Here is a 16,786-nt window from a genome sequence, read left to right on the forward strand (position 1 = left end):
GCTCCTTCGCGAGCAGGCTCGCGAAGAGGCCGGCAAACCCACCATCAAACCACCGGAAAATGAATCCGGAACGCCGCCCCGCCCATGGGCGAATCTCCCAGGGTCAGTTTCGCGCTGTAGCTCTCGATGATGTCCTTGACCACCGCCAAGCCAATCCCCTGCCCCGGATGCTGACGATCAAGCCTTTCGCCGCGCTGAAGTATCCGCACACGCTGGTCCGGTGGCACACCGGGCCCATCATCCTCGACACACAACTCGACGGCGCTGAGCGTCTCACGCACGCTGATGCGCACTTCGCCCAGGCACAGGCGATAGGCGTTTTCCAGCAGGTTGCCCATCATCTCCAGCAAGGCGCCCTGCTCGATCGGCACGTAACACGGATCCGGCAGATCGAAAGCCACCCGCACGCGTTTGTCGCGATACACCTTGTCCAGCGTGTCGCAGAGGCTTTTCAGCACCGGCTGCAAGCGTACCTGATGGCGCACCAGGCCACTTTTGCGCAGGCTGGCGCGTTGCAACTGATAGCTGATTTGTTGGCTCATGCGCTCGATCTGGGTTTGCAGCATCCAGGCTTGATCGCGATTTTCGGGGTGCTGAGCCATGTCCTCGCTGACGCCTTGTAACACCGTCAACGGCGTTTTCAGGCTGTGAGCCAGGTCATCCAATGAATCACGGTAACGGCTGCGTTGCTCGCGCTCGCTGTGCAGCAAGCGGTTGAGGGAACCGGTCAGGCGCAGCAGTTCGCGCGGGTGTTGTTCACTGAGGCTTTCGCGGGTGCCGTTTTCAATCTCGTCGAGTTCCTGACTCAGCCGGCGCAACGCCTGCAAGCCCCAGGTCAGGCCGATCCACAGCAACGCCAGCAGCACCAGCAAGGCTGCGCCAAACCCCAGATAGAGATTTTCCCGCAAACCTGCGAGGGTAGCTTCGTACTCACGCACCGGTTGCAACGCGACGATGCTGAACGCCGCACTTTTTCCGCCCAGCAGTTTGACCTCGACGTCATAGACAAAGAATTCCTGGCCATTGGCCTCGCGAATCCTCGCAAACTCGTTACCGCGTCCGTCGTAACGCGGTTTGTAATTGATGTTCTCTTCCTGGGTGCCTTTCGAGCGCCAGACCAGCTGGCCTTCGCGGTCGTAGATGTAGCCGAGCAAACGGCTGTCGGTCAGGTTGAAGCGTTCATCGGGCAATTGCGTCGGCATCTGCAATTGATTGTTCTCCACCCGGGCGGCGGAGATCAGCGTGGTGACATCCGACGCCAGGCGCTGCTCGATCGAATCCTGCAACGCCAGGCTGAACGCGCCCTGCATCGCCGGTAGCAACGCCAACATGAACAACACCGCCAGGAGGGTGGCGGCGAGCATCAAACGAACGCGAAGAGAACGAATCAAGTGCAGCGCTCGTTGAACAGGTAGCCGAGGCCGCGCACGGTATCGATCGGCTTGAATCCGGTCGGGCCTTCGAGTTTGCGGCGCAGACGACCGACGAGCACTTCGATCACGTTTGGATCACGCTCGTCGTCGTCCGGGTAGAGCTGTTCCATCAAGCGGTCCTTGGCCACCACTTGCCGGTGATGCCGCATCAGGTACTCGAGGATCCGGTACTCGTATGCGGTCAGCGCCAGCGGTTGTTCATCGAGAGACGCCTGCTTGCGATTGAGGTCAAGTAGCAGCGGCCCCGCCACAATCGTCGATTGAGTGAAACCACTGGAGCGGCGCAGCAAAGCATTGAGCCGCGCGTCCAGCTCTTCGAACTGGAACGGCTTGACCACGTAATCATCAGCGCCGGCGGCCAGGCCTTCGACCTTGTCCTGCCAGTTGCCGCGTGCGGTGAGGATCAGAATCGGAAACGTCTTGCCCCGGGCGCGCAACTGACGGATCAGGTCAAGCCCGCCCATGCCCGGCAGTCCGAGGTCGATCACCGCCAGGTCATGGTTGAACTGTTCGGTCTGGTACAGCGCCTCCTCGGCATTGGCCACGGATTCGACCACATGGCCGCTATCTGTCAGGCGGGTTTGCAGGTGATGGCGCAACAGCGCTTCATCTTCGACGACCAGCAGTTTCATAACGCTCTCCCGGGTAAATCAACCTCTCCAAAGGCAACGGTGTACCCCGATGGCTAACAGCGCGATTGTTCGCCGCCATCCACCAGTCAGGACAGATCGTAGCGACCCATGAGACCTTCCTCACGGAGTTTAATGCCATTGTGCGAGACAGACACGTTGTCGTAAGCAAGGTTACGCACCCGGCCCTGAACGCACACTGAACCTGAGCTGAATCAGATCGACTAGGCTGTCCTGATGACTTCCTTACAGGAGATTCAACCATGCGCGTGTTTCTCTCCCTCGTATTACTGGCTTTGTGCGGCCTCAGCCAAGCCGCGATCAAGACCCAGGAGATTCCCTACCAAAGCGCCGACGGTACCAAAATGATCGGCTACTACGCCTACGACGATGCCATTAAAGGTCCGCGCCCGGGTGTCGTGGTGGTGCATGAATTCTGGGGCCTGAACGATTACGCCAAGCGCCGCGCACGAGACTTGGCCGGGTTGGGCTACAGCGCACTGGCCATCGACATGTATGGCGACGGAAAAAACACCGAACATCCCAAGGACGCCATGGCCTTTATGCAAGCCGTGCTGAAGGACAGTGCCGTGGCCAGCGCACGGTTCCAGGCCGGGCTCGACTTGCTGAAGAAGCAGCCACAAACCAATCCGGACAAGCTCGCCGCCATCGGTTACTGCTTCGGCGGCGGAGTGGTACTGAACGCAGCCCGACAGGGCGAGCCGCTGGCCGGCGTGGTGAGTTTCCACGGTGCACTGGCGACCAATACACCGGCAACGCCGGGCAGCGTAAAAGCGAAAATCCTGGTCGAGCACGGTGCGCTGGACAGCATGGTGACGGCGGATAATGTAGCGGCGTTCAAGGCCGAGATGGACAAGGCCGGGGCCGATTACAAATTCGTCAGCCTGGATGGCGCCAAGCACGGTTTCAGCAATCCTGATGCGGATCGTCTGAGTCATGGCGATCATGGTGGGCCGGATATTGGTTACAACAAAGCGGCAGATGAACGCTCATGGGCGGATATGAAGGCGTTCTTCAAGAAAATTTTTGGTTGATCAGACAGACCGCGTCATCGTTCTTCGCTGTAGGAGCGAGGCTTGCCCGCGAAGAACGATGACGCGGTTCAACTGACACTACCCTCACACCAAGCAACCCGGCAAAATGCCCGACATGAATCCCGCCCCCGCCCTACCCGCCTGCTGCACCCCGCTCGATGCCCATTGGCCGCTGCCCTTTGTGCTGCCCGATACCGTGCTGCTGAGTACCCACTTCGATACCTCGCAACTGGCCAGCGATGATTTTCAGCGTAGCGCCATCGAGCCCCCCGCCAGCATCCAGCGCTCGGTCGCCAAGCGTCAGGCGGAGTTTCTCGCCGGACGGATCTGCGCGCGGGCCGCGTTGCAACAGCTGGAAGGACTGAGCCACAGCCCGGCCGTTGGTGAAGACCGAGCGCCCGTGTGGCCGCCGCACATCACCGGCTCGATCACTCACAGCACCGGCCGGGCCGCCGCGATCGTCGCAAAGAAGTCCAATTGGCGCGGACTGGGAATGGACCTGGAAAACCTGCTCAATCCTGACCGGGCCGAACGCCTGGCCGGGGAAATCCTCACGCCCCCGGAATTGCAGCGCATGGCCGCCGGCCGTCGCGATCAACTGGCCATATGGGTGACGCTGACGTTTTCGGTGAAGGAAAGTTTGTTCAAGGCGCTTTACCCGATCGTGCAGAAACGCTTCTATTTCGAACACGCCGAGGTGCTGGAATGGACCGAGAGCGGTCAGGTACGACTGCGGTTGCTGACCGACCTGTCCAGCGAATGGCGCTACGGCACCGAGCTGGATGCACAGTTTGGGGTTGTGGATGGGCAGTTATTGAGTCTGGTCGGTATCAAGGCCTGACCCCTGTAGCAGCTGGCGAAGCCTGCGTTCGGCTGCGAAGCAGTCGTTAAAACCAGTGCGGTGTTTCAGATAAACCTCGTGCGCAGGATTCACGACTGCTTCGCAGCCGAACGCAGGCTTCGCCAGCTGCTACGGATCATGTGCAAGGCTTCAACGTTTTTCCTGATTCCTCGGCCAACTCAGGCTGAAACACGCGCCACCCAGATTTTTGCTTTTGCTGATCAATGCCCGTCCGTCGTGCCAATGAATAATCCGCCGCACGATAGACAACCCCAACCCATGTCCGCCCGAGGCGCGGGTCCGGCTGTCATCGAGACGCAGGAACGGGGTGAAGATTCTCTCCCAGGCATTTTCCGGCACGCCTGGCCCGTCATCCTCTATATCCACCCGACAGCGTTGCTGCCCCACCTGATAACTGACGGTCACCCGGGACGACGCGTGACGCATGGCGTTACTCACCAGGTTCTGTATTGCCCGATGCAAATAACGCGGCTCCGCCTCGACCCACGCGTCGTCGCAATCGGCAGCCGACAGGCACAAACCGCGCTGGACCGTGACCTCGGCCCGCAGTGGCGCGAGCTCCTCAATGACTTGATTGACCAGTGCATCCAGATCGATCCGCTGAAAATTCAGGGCCGGCGAGCCCTGCTCCAACCGCGCATACGTCAGCATCTCGTCCACCAGCCGATCCAGATCCTCGATATCGTGATCCATGCCTTCGCGGTACTGTTCCAACGCTTGCGGCGTGGTCGCCGAGCCGATCATCTCCAGGCCAAAACGCAGCCGCGCCACCGGTGTGCGCAATTCGTGGGACACGGCACGCACCAGTTCCCGCTGGATCGCCAGCAATTGCTGCAAGTGCTCGGCCATGCCATTGAACGCCGCGGCCAAGCGCCCCACTGAATCCGCACCGCGTGCCGGCACGCGGGTTTCCAGGCTGCCCTTGGCGATGCGCGTAGCCGCGGCTTCGAGGCCGCGTAACCGGCGTTCCAGTTGGCGCACCAACAGATAAACGATCAAACCGATCAGGCTCAAACCAAGGGCCGCGATCAGCACCAGCCACTCCGGTGGATACGGGTTCATCTGATACAGCGGGCCGATTTCCAGTACCCATGGCGTACCAACCATCCCGGAGAATACCCGGATCGAATCGCCGCCCTTGCCCAGCGCCATCACCGTGTCGCCTTCGGACACCCGACGGCTCTGGTCTTCGTCCATGTCGGCCTCTTCGACCGTGACCAGTCGCAGATCAAAGCCAAAGCCCTTCTCTTCCTTTATTTGCGCCAGACGCTTGGGCTGCTCGGCCACCGGTACGCGCACCAGCTCATCGGCCAGCAGGTAAATAGTGGCCCGGGCCAGTTGTTCGCTGATCTGTTGGACTTCGCCAGTGAGCACCAACTGTTCCTTGTCGCTGACCAACCGGTAAACCTTCGCCGCATGCGGACCGGTCTGCTCCACCAGCGCCTGGCCCCGCAGCACTCGGGTGCGCTGGCTAAGATCGAGATCGGTCTGGGCGAACGTCTTCAAAGCCAGAGGAATCCCCAGCAATCGCTCCCACACCACCAAGGCACGATGTCGCTCGGTTTCGCTCATCGGTTGCAGGTTGCCGGCCATCAGCGAGAACGTACCGTGGGCCAGACGCTCGCGGTATTGCTCGCTGCGCACCTGGTTAAGCATGTGCAAGGCCAGCACGCCGAGCACCGCCACCAGAATCAGCGCCGCGCACATGCCGCCATAAATGCGCAGAAAGATCGAGTTCACAGGGACAGGTCTGCGCAGGCCTCGGGAACAAACAGATAACCTTTGCTGCGCACGGTCTTGATCAGTCGCGGATGCTCAGGATCATCGCCGATCTTGGGTCGAATTCGCGAGATGCGCACGTCGATGGAGCGGTCCTGACCGTCATAGCCAATGCCGCGCAGCGCGGTGAAGATTTCTTCCCGGGACAGAATGCGCCCGGCATTCGCCACCAGCAGCCAGAGCAGGTCGAACTCGGCGCTGGTCAATTCGATACCGACGTCATGCAGCCACGCTTCGCGCAACGCGTTATCCACCACCAGCGGGCCGAACTGCAAACGTCGTTGTTTTTCCGGGGCCACTTCCGGGGCTTCACTGCGTCGCAGCAGGGCCTGGATGCGCGCCAGCAGCAGGCGTGGGCGAACGGGCTTGCAAACGTAGTCGTCGGCACCCAGATCGAGGCCGAGGATCTGGTCAGTGTCATCGGTACGGGCCGTGAGCATCAGGATCGGTCCGTCGTAACGATCGCGGACCTTGCGGCAGATGCTCAGGCCATCTTCGCCGGGAAGCATCAGGTCGAGGATGACCAGGTCCGGTTGCTCGCTGAGAATGCGCGCCACCGCCCGCGCCCCATCGCCTTCGATCGACACGCGCAGGCCATTGGCTTCAAGGTAATCGCGGGTCAGTTCGGCCAGACGCTGGTCGTCCTCCACAATCAATATTTGCCAGGCTTCTTGCTCCACGGGTGACCTCTGCTTGCCAACAACACTTATAAGGAAGGATCCACCCGTCTTTTTGTAATGATGGGGGAGGATAAGGATGCGTCAGTACTGGCCGATTGTATAAACGCCGCTTACCGAGAACACAAGCCGGCAAATGCGTTCGGAGTCGCTGTTTTTTTGTGATAGGGTTCGCGCCCTTAAAAACCCGGCTGACCGTTTTCAATCATAGAAAATCAGTGAAAAACGGTCCGCTCCAGCTATGTCGCGGCCTACACGCCCGTTCCAACTTTCACACACAATTTACGCACAGGTTTATCCACAGGCAGTACGTTGCAACACCCTCCAAAACGCATTATCTTGTAGGTCGGCGCAAAAAAAACCCTACATGTAGGGTTTTTGCTAAATAGCCCAACCACATTTCAGACCAGAAACTCAAGCGCTTTATTGCCTGTTTATGGTTGAACCAAGCGTGATTTTACAAGCCCAAACCGCACCGGCGGATGGCACCGTTTTTTCAGGCCTGAACGGCCAGAACGGTACGGGTGTTGCAGAGATTACTGCCACCCGGAATGGAATCCGGTTTCGAGCCCAGGCTCGCAGCCAAAGACTTCGGCAAGGAAGCGGCATCATTAGCCTTTTTCCTACTGTCCCGAAGTTGTTATGCCCGACGCCCGTCGGTTGTAGTGCTTCAGGACAGAACGGTGGGCACCGTGAAGGTGCCCAAACAAACATAGAGAATGTGGAGACAACCCCCCATGCAAACCGACACAACTCGCGAGAACCCGCAGGGCACCTTGCCGCAGGCCGCTGATTCGACTTCGGATCTGTCCGCCACCGCGCCAGGCCAGCTGCGCGTGATCAAGCGTAACGGCACTGTCGTTCCTTACACCGATGACAAGATCACCGTCGCCATCACCAAAGCGTTTCTCGCAGTTGAGGGCGGCACCGCTGCCGCTTCGTCGCGAATCCATGACACCGTTGCCCGCCTGACCGAACAAGTCACCGCAACCTTCAAGCGTCGCATGCCATCGGGCGGCACCATCCACATCGAAGAAATCCAGGATCAGGTCGAACTGGCCCTGATGCGTGCCGGCGAGCAGAAAGTGGCCCGCGACTACGTGATCTACCGCGACGGTCGTTCGAAAGAACGCGCTGCCCACGCCCCGGCCGTAGAAGCTGTCAACGCTCACCCGTCGATCCGCATCACCCGCGCCGATGGCACCTTTGCTCCTCTGGACATGGGCCGTCTGAACACCATCGTCACAGAAGCGTGCGAAGGCCTGGAAGAAGTCGACGGCGACCTGATCCAGCGCGAAACCCTGAAAAACCTGTACGACGGCGTGGCGCTGACCGACGTCAACACCGCGTTGGTGATGACCGCCCGTACGTTGGTCGAGCGTGAGCCGAACTACTCGTTCGTGACCGCTCGCCTGCTGATGGACACCCTGCGCGCCGAAGGCCTGAGTTTCCTGGAAGTCGCTGAAAGCGCCACTCACCATGAAATGGTCGACCTGTACGCCAAGGCCCTGCCTTCGTACATCGCCAAGGGTATCGAATTCGAATTGCTGAACCCGGTCCTGGCAACCTTCGACCTGGAAAAACTCGGCAAGGCAATCAACCACGAGCGCGATCAGCAGTTCACGTACCTGGGCCTGCAAACCCTGTACGACCGTTACTTCATCCACAAGGATGGCGTGCGTTTCGAACTGCCACAGATTTTCTTCATGCGCGTGGCCATGGGCCTGGCGATCGAAGAGAAGAATAAAGAAGACCGTGCGATCGAGTTCTACAACCTGTTGTCGTCTTTCGACTACATGTCCTCGACGCCAACCCTGTTCAACGCCGGCACCCTGCGTCCACAGCTGTCGAGCTGCTACCTGACCACCGTGCCGGATGACCTGTCGGGCATTTACCACGCGATCCACGACAACGCCATGTTGTCGAAATTTGCAGGCGGCCTGGGCAACGACTGGACCCCGGTTCGTGCACTGGGTTCGTACATCAAGGGCACCAACGGCAAATCCCAGGGCGTTGTTCCGTTCCTGAAAGTGGTGAACGATACCGCCGTCGCGGTTAACCAGGGTGGCAAGCGCAAAGGCGCTGTCTGTGCCTACCTGGAAACCTGGCACATGGACATCGAAGAGTTCATCGAACTGCGCAAGAACACCGGTGATGATCGTCGTCGTACCCACGACATGAACACTGCCAACTGGATCCCTGACCTGTTCATGAAGCGCGTCTTCGATGATGGCAAGTGGACCCTGTTCTCGCCGTCCGAAGTGCCAGACCTGCATGACCTGACCGGCAAGGCCTTCGAAGAGCGTTATGAGTACTACGAAGCCCTGTCCGAGTACCCGGGCAAGATCAAGCTGTTCAAGACCATCCAGGCCAAAGACCTGTGGCGCAAAATGCTGTCCATGCTGTTTGAAACCGGCCACCCATGGCTGACCTTCAAAGACCCGTGCAACCTGCGCAGCCCGCAACAGCACGTCGGCGTGGTACACAGCTCGAACCTGTGCACCGAGATCACCTTGAACACCAACAAGGACGAGATCGCCGTTTGCAACCTGGGCTCGATCAACCTGCCGAACCACATCGTCAACGGCAAGCTGGACACCGCCAAGCTGGAACGCACCGTGAACACCGCCGTTCGCATGCTCGATAACGTTATCGACATCAACTACTACTCGGTGCCACAAGCCAAGAACTCCAACTTCAAGCACCGTCCGGTCGGCCTCGGCATCATGGGCTTCCAGGACGCGCTGTACCTGCAGCACATCCCTTACGGTTCCATTGCAGCCGTCGAGTTCGCCGACAAGTCGATGGAAGCGGTCAGCTACTACGCGATCCAGGCGTCCTGCGACCTGGCCGATGAGCGCGGCGCTTACGAGACGTTCAAAGGCTCGCTGTGGTCCAAAGGCATCCTGCCGCTGGATTCGCAACAGATCCTGATCGAGCAACGCGGCCAGAAGTACATCGACGTTGACCTGAACGAATCCCTGGACTGGGCACCGGTTCGCGCCCGTGTACAGAAAGGCATTCGTAACTCCAACATCATGGCCATCGCACCGACCGCGACCATTGCCAACATCACTGGCGTATCGCAGTCGATCGAACCGACCTACCAGAACCTCTATGTGAAATCGAACCTGTCGGGCGAATTCACCGTGATCAACCCGTACCTGGTTCGTGACCTGAAGGCTCGCGGTCTATGGGACTCGGTCATGATCAACGACCTGAAGTACTACGACGGTTCCGTGCAGCAGATCGAGCGCATCCCGCAAGAACTCAAAGAGCTCTACGCGACGGCTTTCGAAGTGGACACCAAGTGGATCGTCGACGCGGCAAGCCGTCGTCAAAAGTGGATCGACCAGGCTCAGTCGCTGAACCTGTACATCGCTGGCGCTTCGGGCAAGAAACTGGACGTGACCTACCGCATGGCCTGGTACCGTGGTCTGAAAACCACTTACTACCTCCGTGCCCTGGCCGCGACCAGCACCGAGAAGTCGACCATCAACACCGGCAAGCTGAACGCCGTTTCCAGCGGCGGCAACCACGGTGACGACTCGGTCCTGGCGGCGCCTGCCGGCCCTGCTCCAGTGCCGAAGGCTTGCGCCATCGACGAGCCGGATTGCGAAGCTTGCCAATAAGCTGAGCCGCCAAGCGCTGAAAGGCGCTTACTCAAAACCCCCGACAGGCCTCTGGCTTGTCGGGGTTTTTTTTGCCTGCTGTAGGAGCGAGCTTGCTCGCGAAGGAATAAAGAGCAACGCGTTCATTCAGGATGGACGCTTAATCGTTAACGTCCTTCGCGAGCAAGCTCGCTCCTACATTGAATCATCCACAAAAAAAAAAAGCCCCTCTTTCGAGGGGCTCTTTGTGAAGCGCTATCCGCCAACCGGCATCAGGTCATCTGAATGGTGGTTTGCATGACGGTGCTTTGGGTGGAAATGATTTTGGCGTTCGCCTGATAGTTGCTCTGCGCCTTGATCAGATCGACCAGTTCGTTGGTCAGGTTAACGTTGGACTCTTCCAGGGAGTTGGAAGCGATCGAACCCAGGGTGCCGGTTTGCGGTGCATCGTAGCCCGGGACACCTGACGCGTAGGTTTCTTTCCAGCTGGTGCCGCCTACAGCCTGCAGACCTTGTTCGTTGGTGAAGCTGGCCAGCGAGACCTGGCCGATAGGCTTGGTCTGGTTGTTGCTGAAGTTAGCCAGCAACACACCGCTACCGTCGATGGTCAGGTTGGTGATCTGGCCAGTGGCGTAACCATTCTGCGTAGGAATCGAACGCGCGGTATCAGCGTTGAATTGAGTGGTGTTGGCCAAGGCAATGGTCACGCCCGCAGGGTCGGCGGATGCGCCGTTGGCTGCCCACACACCGGCGGTCACAGTGCCTGGAGTCCAGTTCATGATCTTCAGATCGCTGTTGTTAGACGAAGGAATGACCGAAACCAGTTTGCCCGACGTGTCGAACGTCATCGTCGAAGGAACTGGAGCAGTAGCGGCGACGCTAGGGTCGGTGCCATCCGGGTTGCGACCATCGATCAGGGTGTAGGTATCCCAGGTGTTGGCACCTGTCTTGACCATGTACTGATCCATGGTGTGCTGGTTACCCTGAGTGTCGAAAATCGGGGTACTGAACTGCTTGGTGAAGGTCGCCGACTTGCTCGGATCGAACTTGTTGGCGGCAACGGCCTGGTCGATCACGGCAGCCGTAGAGTTCAGGTTGATCGTCGACGACACGGCGTTGGTCGATTTCGGCGCCAGGTTGGATGTATCAATGCGCAGGTCGGTCAATACACCGTTCTGAATATTGCCATTGGTATCCACACCGTAGCCCTGCAGACGCGAGGTGCCATCGGTGTTGGTGACGTAACCGTCCTTGTCGACCCTGAAAGTACCGGCACGGGTATAGGACATCGAACCAGCGTCGTTCAGAACGAAGAAGCCCGAACCGTTGATCCCCATGTCCAACACGTTGCCGGTGTTGTTGATGCCACCCTGGGTAAACTGCTGGGAAACGTTGGCCAGGCGCACACCGTTACCAACGGTCTTGCTACCCGTACCCAATTTGCTCGCCGAGTACACGTCTTCAAATTCTGCACGGGACGACTTGAAGCCGGTGGTCGCGACGTTGGCGATGTTGTTGCCGGTCACGTCAAGTTGTTTATTGGCTGCGTAGAGACCGCTAAGGCCGATATTGAAAGACATATTCCACTCCTTTATGCCGCGTTAGCCGGCTCTACATACCAATTGTTTGAACTTTGGACAGGCCGACAGGGCCCAGACCTGCAAGATTGAGCGTCAATTCGCCGCCGGTCTGACTGAGGGTCACACTATTGACCGTCGCCGGCAGGTAGGTGGCCAGGGCTGTCGCCGTGCCACCGATCGGAGCGCTGGCATTGAAGGTATAAGTACCTGCAGGGACCACCGCACCGCTACTGTCGTTGCCATCCCACTTGAAGCTGGCACTGCCTGCTGGCTGGCTGCCCAGGTCAAGGGTTCTCACTACCTTTCCGCTTGCGTCGGTAATTGTCACCGTGCCATCGGCAATGGACGATGGCACGGTCACCGAACCGGTCAGCCCCTTCGTCGGGTCGCTGATTTGCGCGATGTTGGTTTGCGCAATCACCGAATGGCCAACCAGTGAAGACGCCTGCAAGGCCTGGGAAGAGCTGAAATTACTGGCCATAGAGCTCACGGTCGTGTTCAGCGAAGTGATCCCCTCAAGGCTGCTGAACTGCGCCAGTTGAGCCACAAATGCGCCGTTGTCCTGCGGCGAAAGCGGGTCCTGGTTCTTGAGCTGGGTCACCAGCAATTTCAGGAACGCATCCTTGCCCAGAGACTGTGAGCCCGTGGCAGCGCCGGTTGCCGCCGCCAAGCCACCCGTCGTGGTGTTGGTCTTGATCGAAGAGTTGGCCAGGATGTCGTTGAGGCTCAAACTGCTGGTGGTATCAGTAACACTCATGAAATTCGCCCCTTATCACTGACCGAGGGTCAGGACCTTCTGCATCATGGTTTTGGCGGTGTTCATCATTTCGGCGTTGGTCTGGAACGAGCGACTCGCGGAAATCATGTCAGCCATTTCTTCGACGACGTTGACGTTCGGGTAGTAGACGTAGCCCTTGGCATCGGCAGCCGGATGATTCGGCTCATAGCGCGCCTCAAGGTTGCTCTGGTCTTCGACCACGCCGAGCACCTGCACGCCTTGACCGGCAGCGTCCTGGTTCTGGAACAACGAATCGCTGCCGCCGCTCTGGCCGCCCTGGAACATGGTGGCGAACACCGGGTGACGCGCGCGGTAGGTCTGGTCGATGCTCGACGAGACGGTTTCGGCGTTGGCGATGTTCGAGGCAACGGTGTTGAGGCGAGTGGTCTGGGCACTCATGCCGCTACCGGCAATGTTGAAAACACTGGATAGAGACATGGCTTACTCTCCGCGCAGGGCTGATACCAGCCCTTTGAATTTGCTGTTGAGCAGGGTGAAGCTGGCTTGGAAGCCGACAGCGTTTTCCGCGTAGTTCGACTGTTCCAGCTGGGCGTCCACGGTGTTCTGGTCAATCGACGGTTGCATCGGCGTGCGATACAGCAGCGATTCGTCGCCATTGCCCAGGCCTTCGGCTTCGATATGACGGCTGTTGGTCATGTTCAAGGCGAAAGTGCCGTTCTTGGTTTTCTCGTTCTGCTCGGCGAGCACTTTTGAAAAGTCCAGATCCCGAGCCTTGTAGTTCGGGGTGTCGGCGTTGGCAATGTTGTTGGCCAGGACTTCGGCACGCTGAGAGCGGAAGCCCAGGGCTTGTTCGTGGATACCGAGCGCTTTGTCGAAGCTGATGCTCATGTCGGGAAACCTTCGGGTGACCTGATTTTTCGTACGATGAACTTAGCAAGCGTCGTGCCAATTAAAAAAAGCCCGTAATCCGGGGCTTTGCGGGCAGGGGCAACGTGGCAATGCCAGAAAAGCGGCAAACGGCTTCCGCTGGCTGCCGCTTTTCTGCCGCTTATCCCAGCCGAGCCCCCCCCCTTATGACCCTGTGGGAGCGAGCTTGCTCGCGATGGCGTCGTGTCCGTCAACATCTTCGTCGCCTGTCACTCCGCTATCGCGAGCAAGCTCGCTCCCACAGGGGATGGAGGTGGTGCCAGGAATTTCTACAGGCAAAAAAAACGGGAGCCCCTGAGGACTCCCGTTTTTTTGTGTGCCGCGGACGAATCACTTCGCCTGGTAAATAATCCCCGGGCTGCACTGGACCATCTGGTAATGATCCGGCAAACCGTTCAGCGCTTCGGAAGCGCCGAGGAACAGATAACCGCCGGGCTTCAACGTGCTGTGGATGCGCAACAGGATGTCCTTCTTCACCTCGGCAGAGAAGTAGATCAACACGTTGCGGCAGAACACGATGTCAAATTTGCCGAGGCTCGCGTAGCTGTCCAGCAGGTTGAACGAACGAAACTCCACCCGGCTTTTGATCGGCGCCTTGATTGCCCAACGCCCCGGCCCTTTCGGGTCGAAATAACGTTGAAGACGCTCGGGCGACAGGCCACGGCCGATCGCCAGGCTGTCGTACTCACCCGTCTTGCAGTTGGTCAGCATGGTGCCGGACAGGTCAGTGGCAACGATCTGCACCCCCATCTTCAATTGCCCCATGTTGACCCGTTCGAACTCATCGATGGACATCGACAGCGAATACGGTTCCTGACCGGACGAGCACGCCGCCGACCAAATGCGCAGACGCTGGCCGGGAGCGGCTTTGATCGCTTCGGGCAATACCTTGTTCTTCAAGACCTCAAACGGATAGGTGTCACGAAACCACAGGGTTTCGTTGGTGGTCATGGCATCCACCACCATCTCGCGCAAACCACTGCGCGGCTGGGTCTGAATGCGCTGGACCAGCTCACCCAGGGACTTGATGCCCTGCTGTTCCATCAGTTTGTTGAGACGGCTCGAGACCAGGTACTGCTTATTTTCACCGAGCAAAATGCCACAGGCTTTTTCCAGGAATACCCGGAACTGTTCGAAATCCAAATTACCCGTAGACAATGATGCCGCCTCTTAAATCGTTTTGATCACCAGGGGCAGAAGGCCCCTAGCTGATGTCTGCTGCTTTGATCCGGTCGACTACCCGGGATGCCAGGTCATCAGGACGGAATTTGGCAAGGAAGTCATCGGCACCGACTTTCTTGACCATCGCCTGATTGAATACGCCCGACAATGAAGTATGCAGGATGATATGAAGCTTTTGCATGCGAGGGTCGTTGCGGATCTCGGCCGTCAGGGTATATCCGTCCATCTCCGGCATCTCGATGTCGGAAATCATCATCAGAAACTCTTCTTCCGGCTTCTTGCCCTCCTCAACCAGTTTGCGCAGGTAATCCAGCGCTTGCTTGCCGTCGTTCAACGCCACCACTTCGACACCGACCGACTGCAGACAACGGGAGACTTGCTTGCGCGCCACCGACGAGTCATCGACCGTCAGAACTTTCAAGGACAGCGCCTTGTGCTGGGTTTCGACATCCACCACGCCGACCGAAATCGCTTCCGGTGTCGGCGCCACTTCCGCCAGCACTTTCTCGACGTCGATGATTTCGACCAACTGATTGTCAACCCGAGTCACAGCCGTGAGGTAATGATCGCGCCCCGTGCCCTTGGGTGGTGGATGAATCTCCTCCCAGTTCATGTTGACGATACGTTCCACCGACCGCACCAGGAAACCCTGGGTCTTGGTGTTGTATTCCGTGATGATCACGAAGGGATTGCTTTGGTCTTTCAGCGCGCCGGACCCGGTGGCCATCGCCAGATCAAGGATCGGAATGGTCGCCCCCCGAATATTCGCCACACCGCACACGACAGGACTGGACTTGGGCATCAGGGTCAGCTTGGGGCATTGCAGCACCTCCCGAACCTTGAACACGTTGATCCCATAAAGCTGCTGGCCGTCGAGACGGAACAACAACAGCTCAAGGCGATTCTGCCCCACCAATTGCGTGCGCTGGTTTACCGCATCCATTACACCAGCCATGCACAGACTCCTACACCAACGCTTAAGTGTGTTGCGACGCACCTTCATCACTAAACGGCACGGCGCTTGCTTTTTAACTCTTATGAACACAGAACCGACATTTTCCCGACGCCTGACATCAACATTCCGCAAATTACTTTGCGCGATGTCGGCCGCTTGCCTGTTCAACGCTGGCAGTCCTGCCCTTGCTGACGCAGTTACCTTGCCTGACATGCTTATCGGCGTCACTCAGGGCTTTCTTGAATTCACCGTAGAGGACTATCTGGCGACCAGTCAAACGCAAGGTCGTTATGAAATCGAGGTCAACCAACTCGACCCGCGAATGCACATGCCCATGTGTGACAAGGAATTGACAGCCTCTCTCGAGAGTCCGGCCAAGCCGCTGGGACGGGTGACGGTCAAGGTTCGCTGCGAGGGTGCGTCCCCCTGGACCGTCTTCGTGCCCGCTCAAGTACGCCTGTTTCGCGACATTGTGACCACCACCCGCCCCCTGCGCCGCGCCGGCATTATCGAGCCTCAAGACGTAACCCTGCGTGAGCGCGACATCAGCCTGATCAACCAGGGCTACCTGACGTCAGTCGACGAAGCGATCGGGCAAAAACTGACCCGACCAATGGTCGCCGACCAGGTCATTACCCTGGTGCACCTGGAACAGGCGGATGTGATTACCAAGGGTGATCAGGTGGTGATTACTGCCCGCAGTGGTACGCTCAGTGTACGCATGCCGGGCGAGGCGTTGTCCAACGGCGGCTTGCGCGAACAGATCCGGGTAAAAAACCTCAACTCCGAGCGGGTCATCAAGGCGCAAGTCACCGCGCCTGGCCAAGTGGAAGTGGCTATGTAGGGCACTCTGTTTGTGAAGTTATGGCGTGACGCCCGACTGTTCCCTAAACTGTGCCTCATGCAAGGCAAGCGCTGACGCGCGCAAGCTCATTGATAAAGTGAGCCTAAAGTTTTTCCGGGTATGGCCGAAAACATGGCAAGCGTCCAAATACCCAGAGGTTTTTTTATCATGGTCATCGATTTCAGCCGGTTGAACAGCTCCTCGCCACTTACCGGTGGTACACGTACCAGCGCCGCGAAGGAAACTGCCGAAGCCGGCAAATCCGCGCCGCTGAATACCCCGGCCGAACAGGCCAGTACCGTCAAAAGCGGGGAATCGGTACATTTCAGCGATGAGGCTCAACAGTTGCAGAAGGTCACTGACAAGCTGCGCGATCAGCCTGCCGTCGACAAGGCCCGCGTGGCCGAGTTGAAAGCAGCGATTGCAGATGGCAGCTACAAAGTCGACAGCAACCGTGTGGCCAGCAAACTGCTCAACTTCGAAGCCCAGCGCTAGGCCAAGGCCGGCGCCAGG

General features: G+C 58.6%; 15 protein-coding genes. 5 read left to right on the forward strand and 10 right to left on the reverse strand.

Annotated elements, in window-relative coordinates; genetic code table 11:
* Positions 1-44: 44 nt before the first annotated feature.
* Positions 45-1,391 (reverse strand): ATP-binding protein, encoded by a 1,347-nt coding sequence (locus ACM6IR_RS05715; protein ID WP_414906793.1) that lies wholly within the window; start codon positions 1,389-1,391, stop codon positions 45-47.
* A complete protein-coding gene (locus ACM6IR_RS05720; protein ID WP_414906794.1) occupies positions 1,388-2,065 on the reverse strand; it encodes a response regulator in 678 nt (225 codons plus the stop codon). Before ACM6IR_RS05720 ends, ACM6IR_RS05715 begins: the two co-directional genes overlap by 4 nt.
* Before the next feature lie 260 nt (positions 2,066-2,325).
* Here ACM6IR_RS05720 and ACM6IR_RS05725 point away from each other — a divergent pair, with 260 nt between their 5' ends.
* Positions 2,326-3,117 (forward strand): dienelactone hydrolase family protein, encoded by a 792-nt coding sequence (locus ACM6IR_RS05725; RefSeq protein ID WP_414906795.1) that lies wholly within the window; start codon positions 2,326-2,328, stop codon positions 3,115-3,117.
* Between the two features lie 115 nt (positions 3,118-3,232).
* Positions 3,233-3,958: a 4'-phosphopantetheinyl transferase family protein gene (locus ACM6IR_RS05730; RefSeq protein WP_414906796.1), complete on the forward strand. Its 726-nt coding sequence runs from the start codon at positions 3,233-3,235 to the stop codon at positions 3,956-3,958.
* Between the two features lie 150 nt (positions 3,959-4,108).
* On the opposite strand, the gene ACM6IR_RS05735 is transcribed toward ACM6IR_RS05730, so the two are convergent.
* Both ACM6IR_RS05735 and ACM6IR_RS05740 read right to left on the reverse strand, forming a co-directional pair.
* A complete protein-coding gene (locus ACM6IR_RS05735) occupies positions 4,109-5,719 on the reverse strand; it encodes an ATP-binding protein (RefSeq protein WP_414906797.1) in 1,611 nt (536 codons plus the stop codon).
* Positions 5,716-6,438 (reverse strand): response regulator, encoded by a 723-nt coding sequence (locus tag ACM6IR_RS05740; RefSeq protein ID WP_414906798.1) that lies wholly within the window; start codon positions 6,436-6,438, stop codon positions 5,716-5,718. Before ACM6IR_RS05740 ends, ACM6IR_RS05735 begins: the two co-directional genes overlap by 4 nt.
* Positions 6,439-7,172: 734 nt before the next feature.
* Between ACM6IR_RS05740 and ACM6IR_RS05745 the strand changes: the two genes are divergently transcribed.
* On the forward strand, positions 7,173-10,067 hold the full coding sequence (locus ACM6IR_RS05745) for a ribonucleoside-diphosphate reductase subunit alpha (protein WP_414906799.1): 2,895 nt from the start codon (positions 7,173-7,175) through the stop codon (positions 10,065-10,067).
* Positions 10,068-10,318: 251 nt separating this feature from the next.
* Here ACM6IR_RS05745 and flgE read toward each other — a convergent pair whose 3' ends face one another.
* The 6 genes from flgE to ACM6IR_RS05775 all read right to left on the reverse strand — a co-directional run bounded on the left by flgE (position 10,319) and on the right by ACM6IR_RS05775 (position 15,429).
* Positions 10,319-11,626, reverse strand: coding sequence for a flagellar hook protein FlgE (gene flgE / locus ACM6IR_RS05750; protein WP_414906800.1), 1,308 nt, complete (start codon positions 11,624-11,626; stop codon positions 10,319-10,321).
* Between the two features lie 31 nt (positions 11,627-11,657).
* Entirely contained in the window at positions 11,658-12,383 is a 726-nt protein-coding gene (gene flgD, locus ACM6IR_RS05755; protein ID WP_414906801.1) for a flagellar hook assembly protein FlgD, read from the reverse strand.
* Positions 12,384-12,398: 15 nt separating this feature from the next.
* A complete protein-coding gene (flgC, locus tag ACM6IR_RS05760; protein WP_007937507.1) occupies positions 12,399-12,842 on the reverse strand; it encodes a flagellar basal body rod protein FlgC in 444 nt (147 codons plus the stop codon).
* Positions 12,843-12,845: 3 nt separating this feature from the next.
* The gene (gene flgB, locus ACM6IR_RS05765; protein WP_414906802.1) at positions 12,846-13,253 is read right to left on the reverse strand and encodes a flagellar basal body rod protein FlgB; all 408 of its coding nucleotides are present in this window, start codon (positions 13,251-13,253) and stop codon (positions 12,846-12,848) included.
* 369 nt (positions 13,254-13,622) lie between these two features.
* Positions 13,623-14,450 (reverse strand): protein-glutamate O-methyltransferase CheR, encoded by an 828-nt coding sequence (gene cheR / locus ACM6IR_RS05770; protein ID WP_150633335.1) that lies wholly within the window; start codon positions 14,448-14,450, stop codon positions 13,623-13,625.
* Between the two features lie 46 nt (positions 14,451-14,496).
* The gene (locus ACM6IR_RS05775) at positions 14,497-15,429 is read right to left on the reverse strand and encodes a chemotaxis protein CheV (RefSeq protein ID WP_414906803.1); all 933 of its coding nucleotides are present in this window, start codon (positions 15,427-15,429) and stop codon (positions 14,497-14,499) included.
* A gap of 82 nt (positions 15,430-15,511) precedes the next feature.
* Here ACM6IR_RS05775 and flgA point away from each other — a divergent pair, with 82 nt between their 5' ends.
* Positions 15,512-16,273: a flagellar basal body P-ring formation chaperone FlgA gene (gene flgA, locus ACM6IR_RS05780; RefSeq protein WP_414906804.1), complete on the forward strand. Its 762-nt coding sequence runs from the start codon at positions 15,512-15,514 to the stop codon at positions 16,271-16,273.
* Between the two features lie 168 nt (positions 16,274-16,441).
* Positions 16,442-16,768, forward strand: a complete 327-nt coding sequence (flgM, locus tag ACM6IR_RS05785) for a flagellar biosynthesis anti-sigma factor FlgM (protein ID WP_414906805.1) — start codon at positions 16,442-16,444, stop codon at positions 16,766-16,768.
* The last annotated feature ends 18 nt before the right edge of the window (positions 16,769-16,786 follow it).

The organism is Pseudomonas sp. IT-P253 (genome assembly GCF_949768125.1).
Taxonomy (GTDB): domain Bacteria; phylum Pseudomonadota; class Gammaproteobacteria; order Pseudomonadales; family Pseudomonadaceae; genus Aquipseudomonas.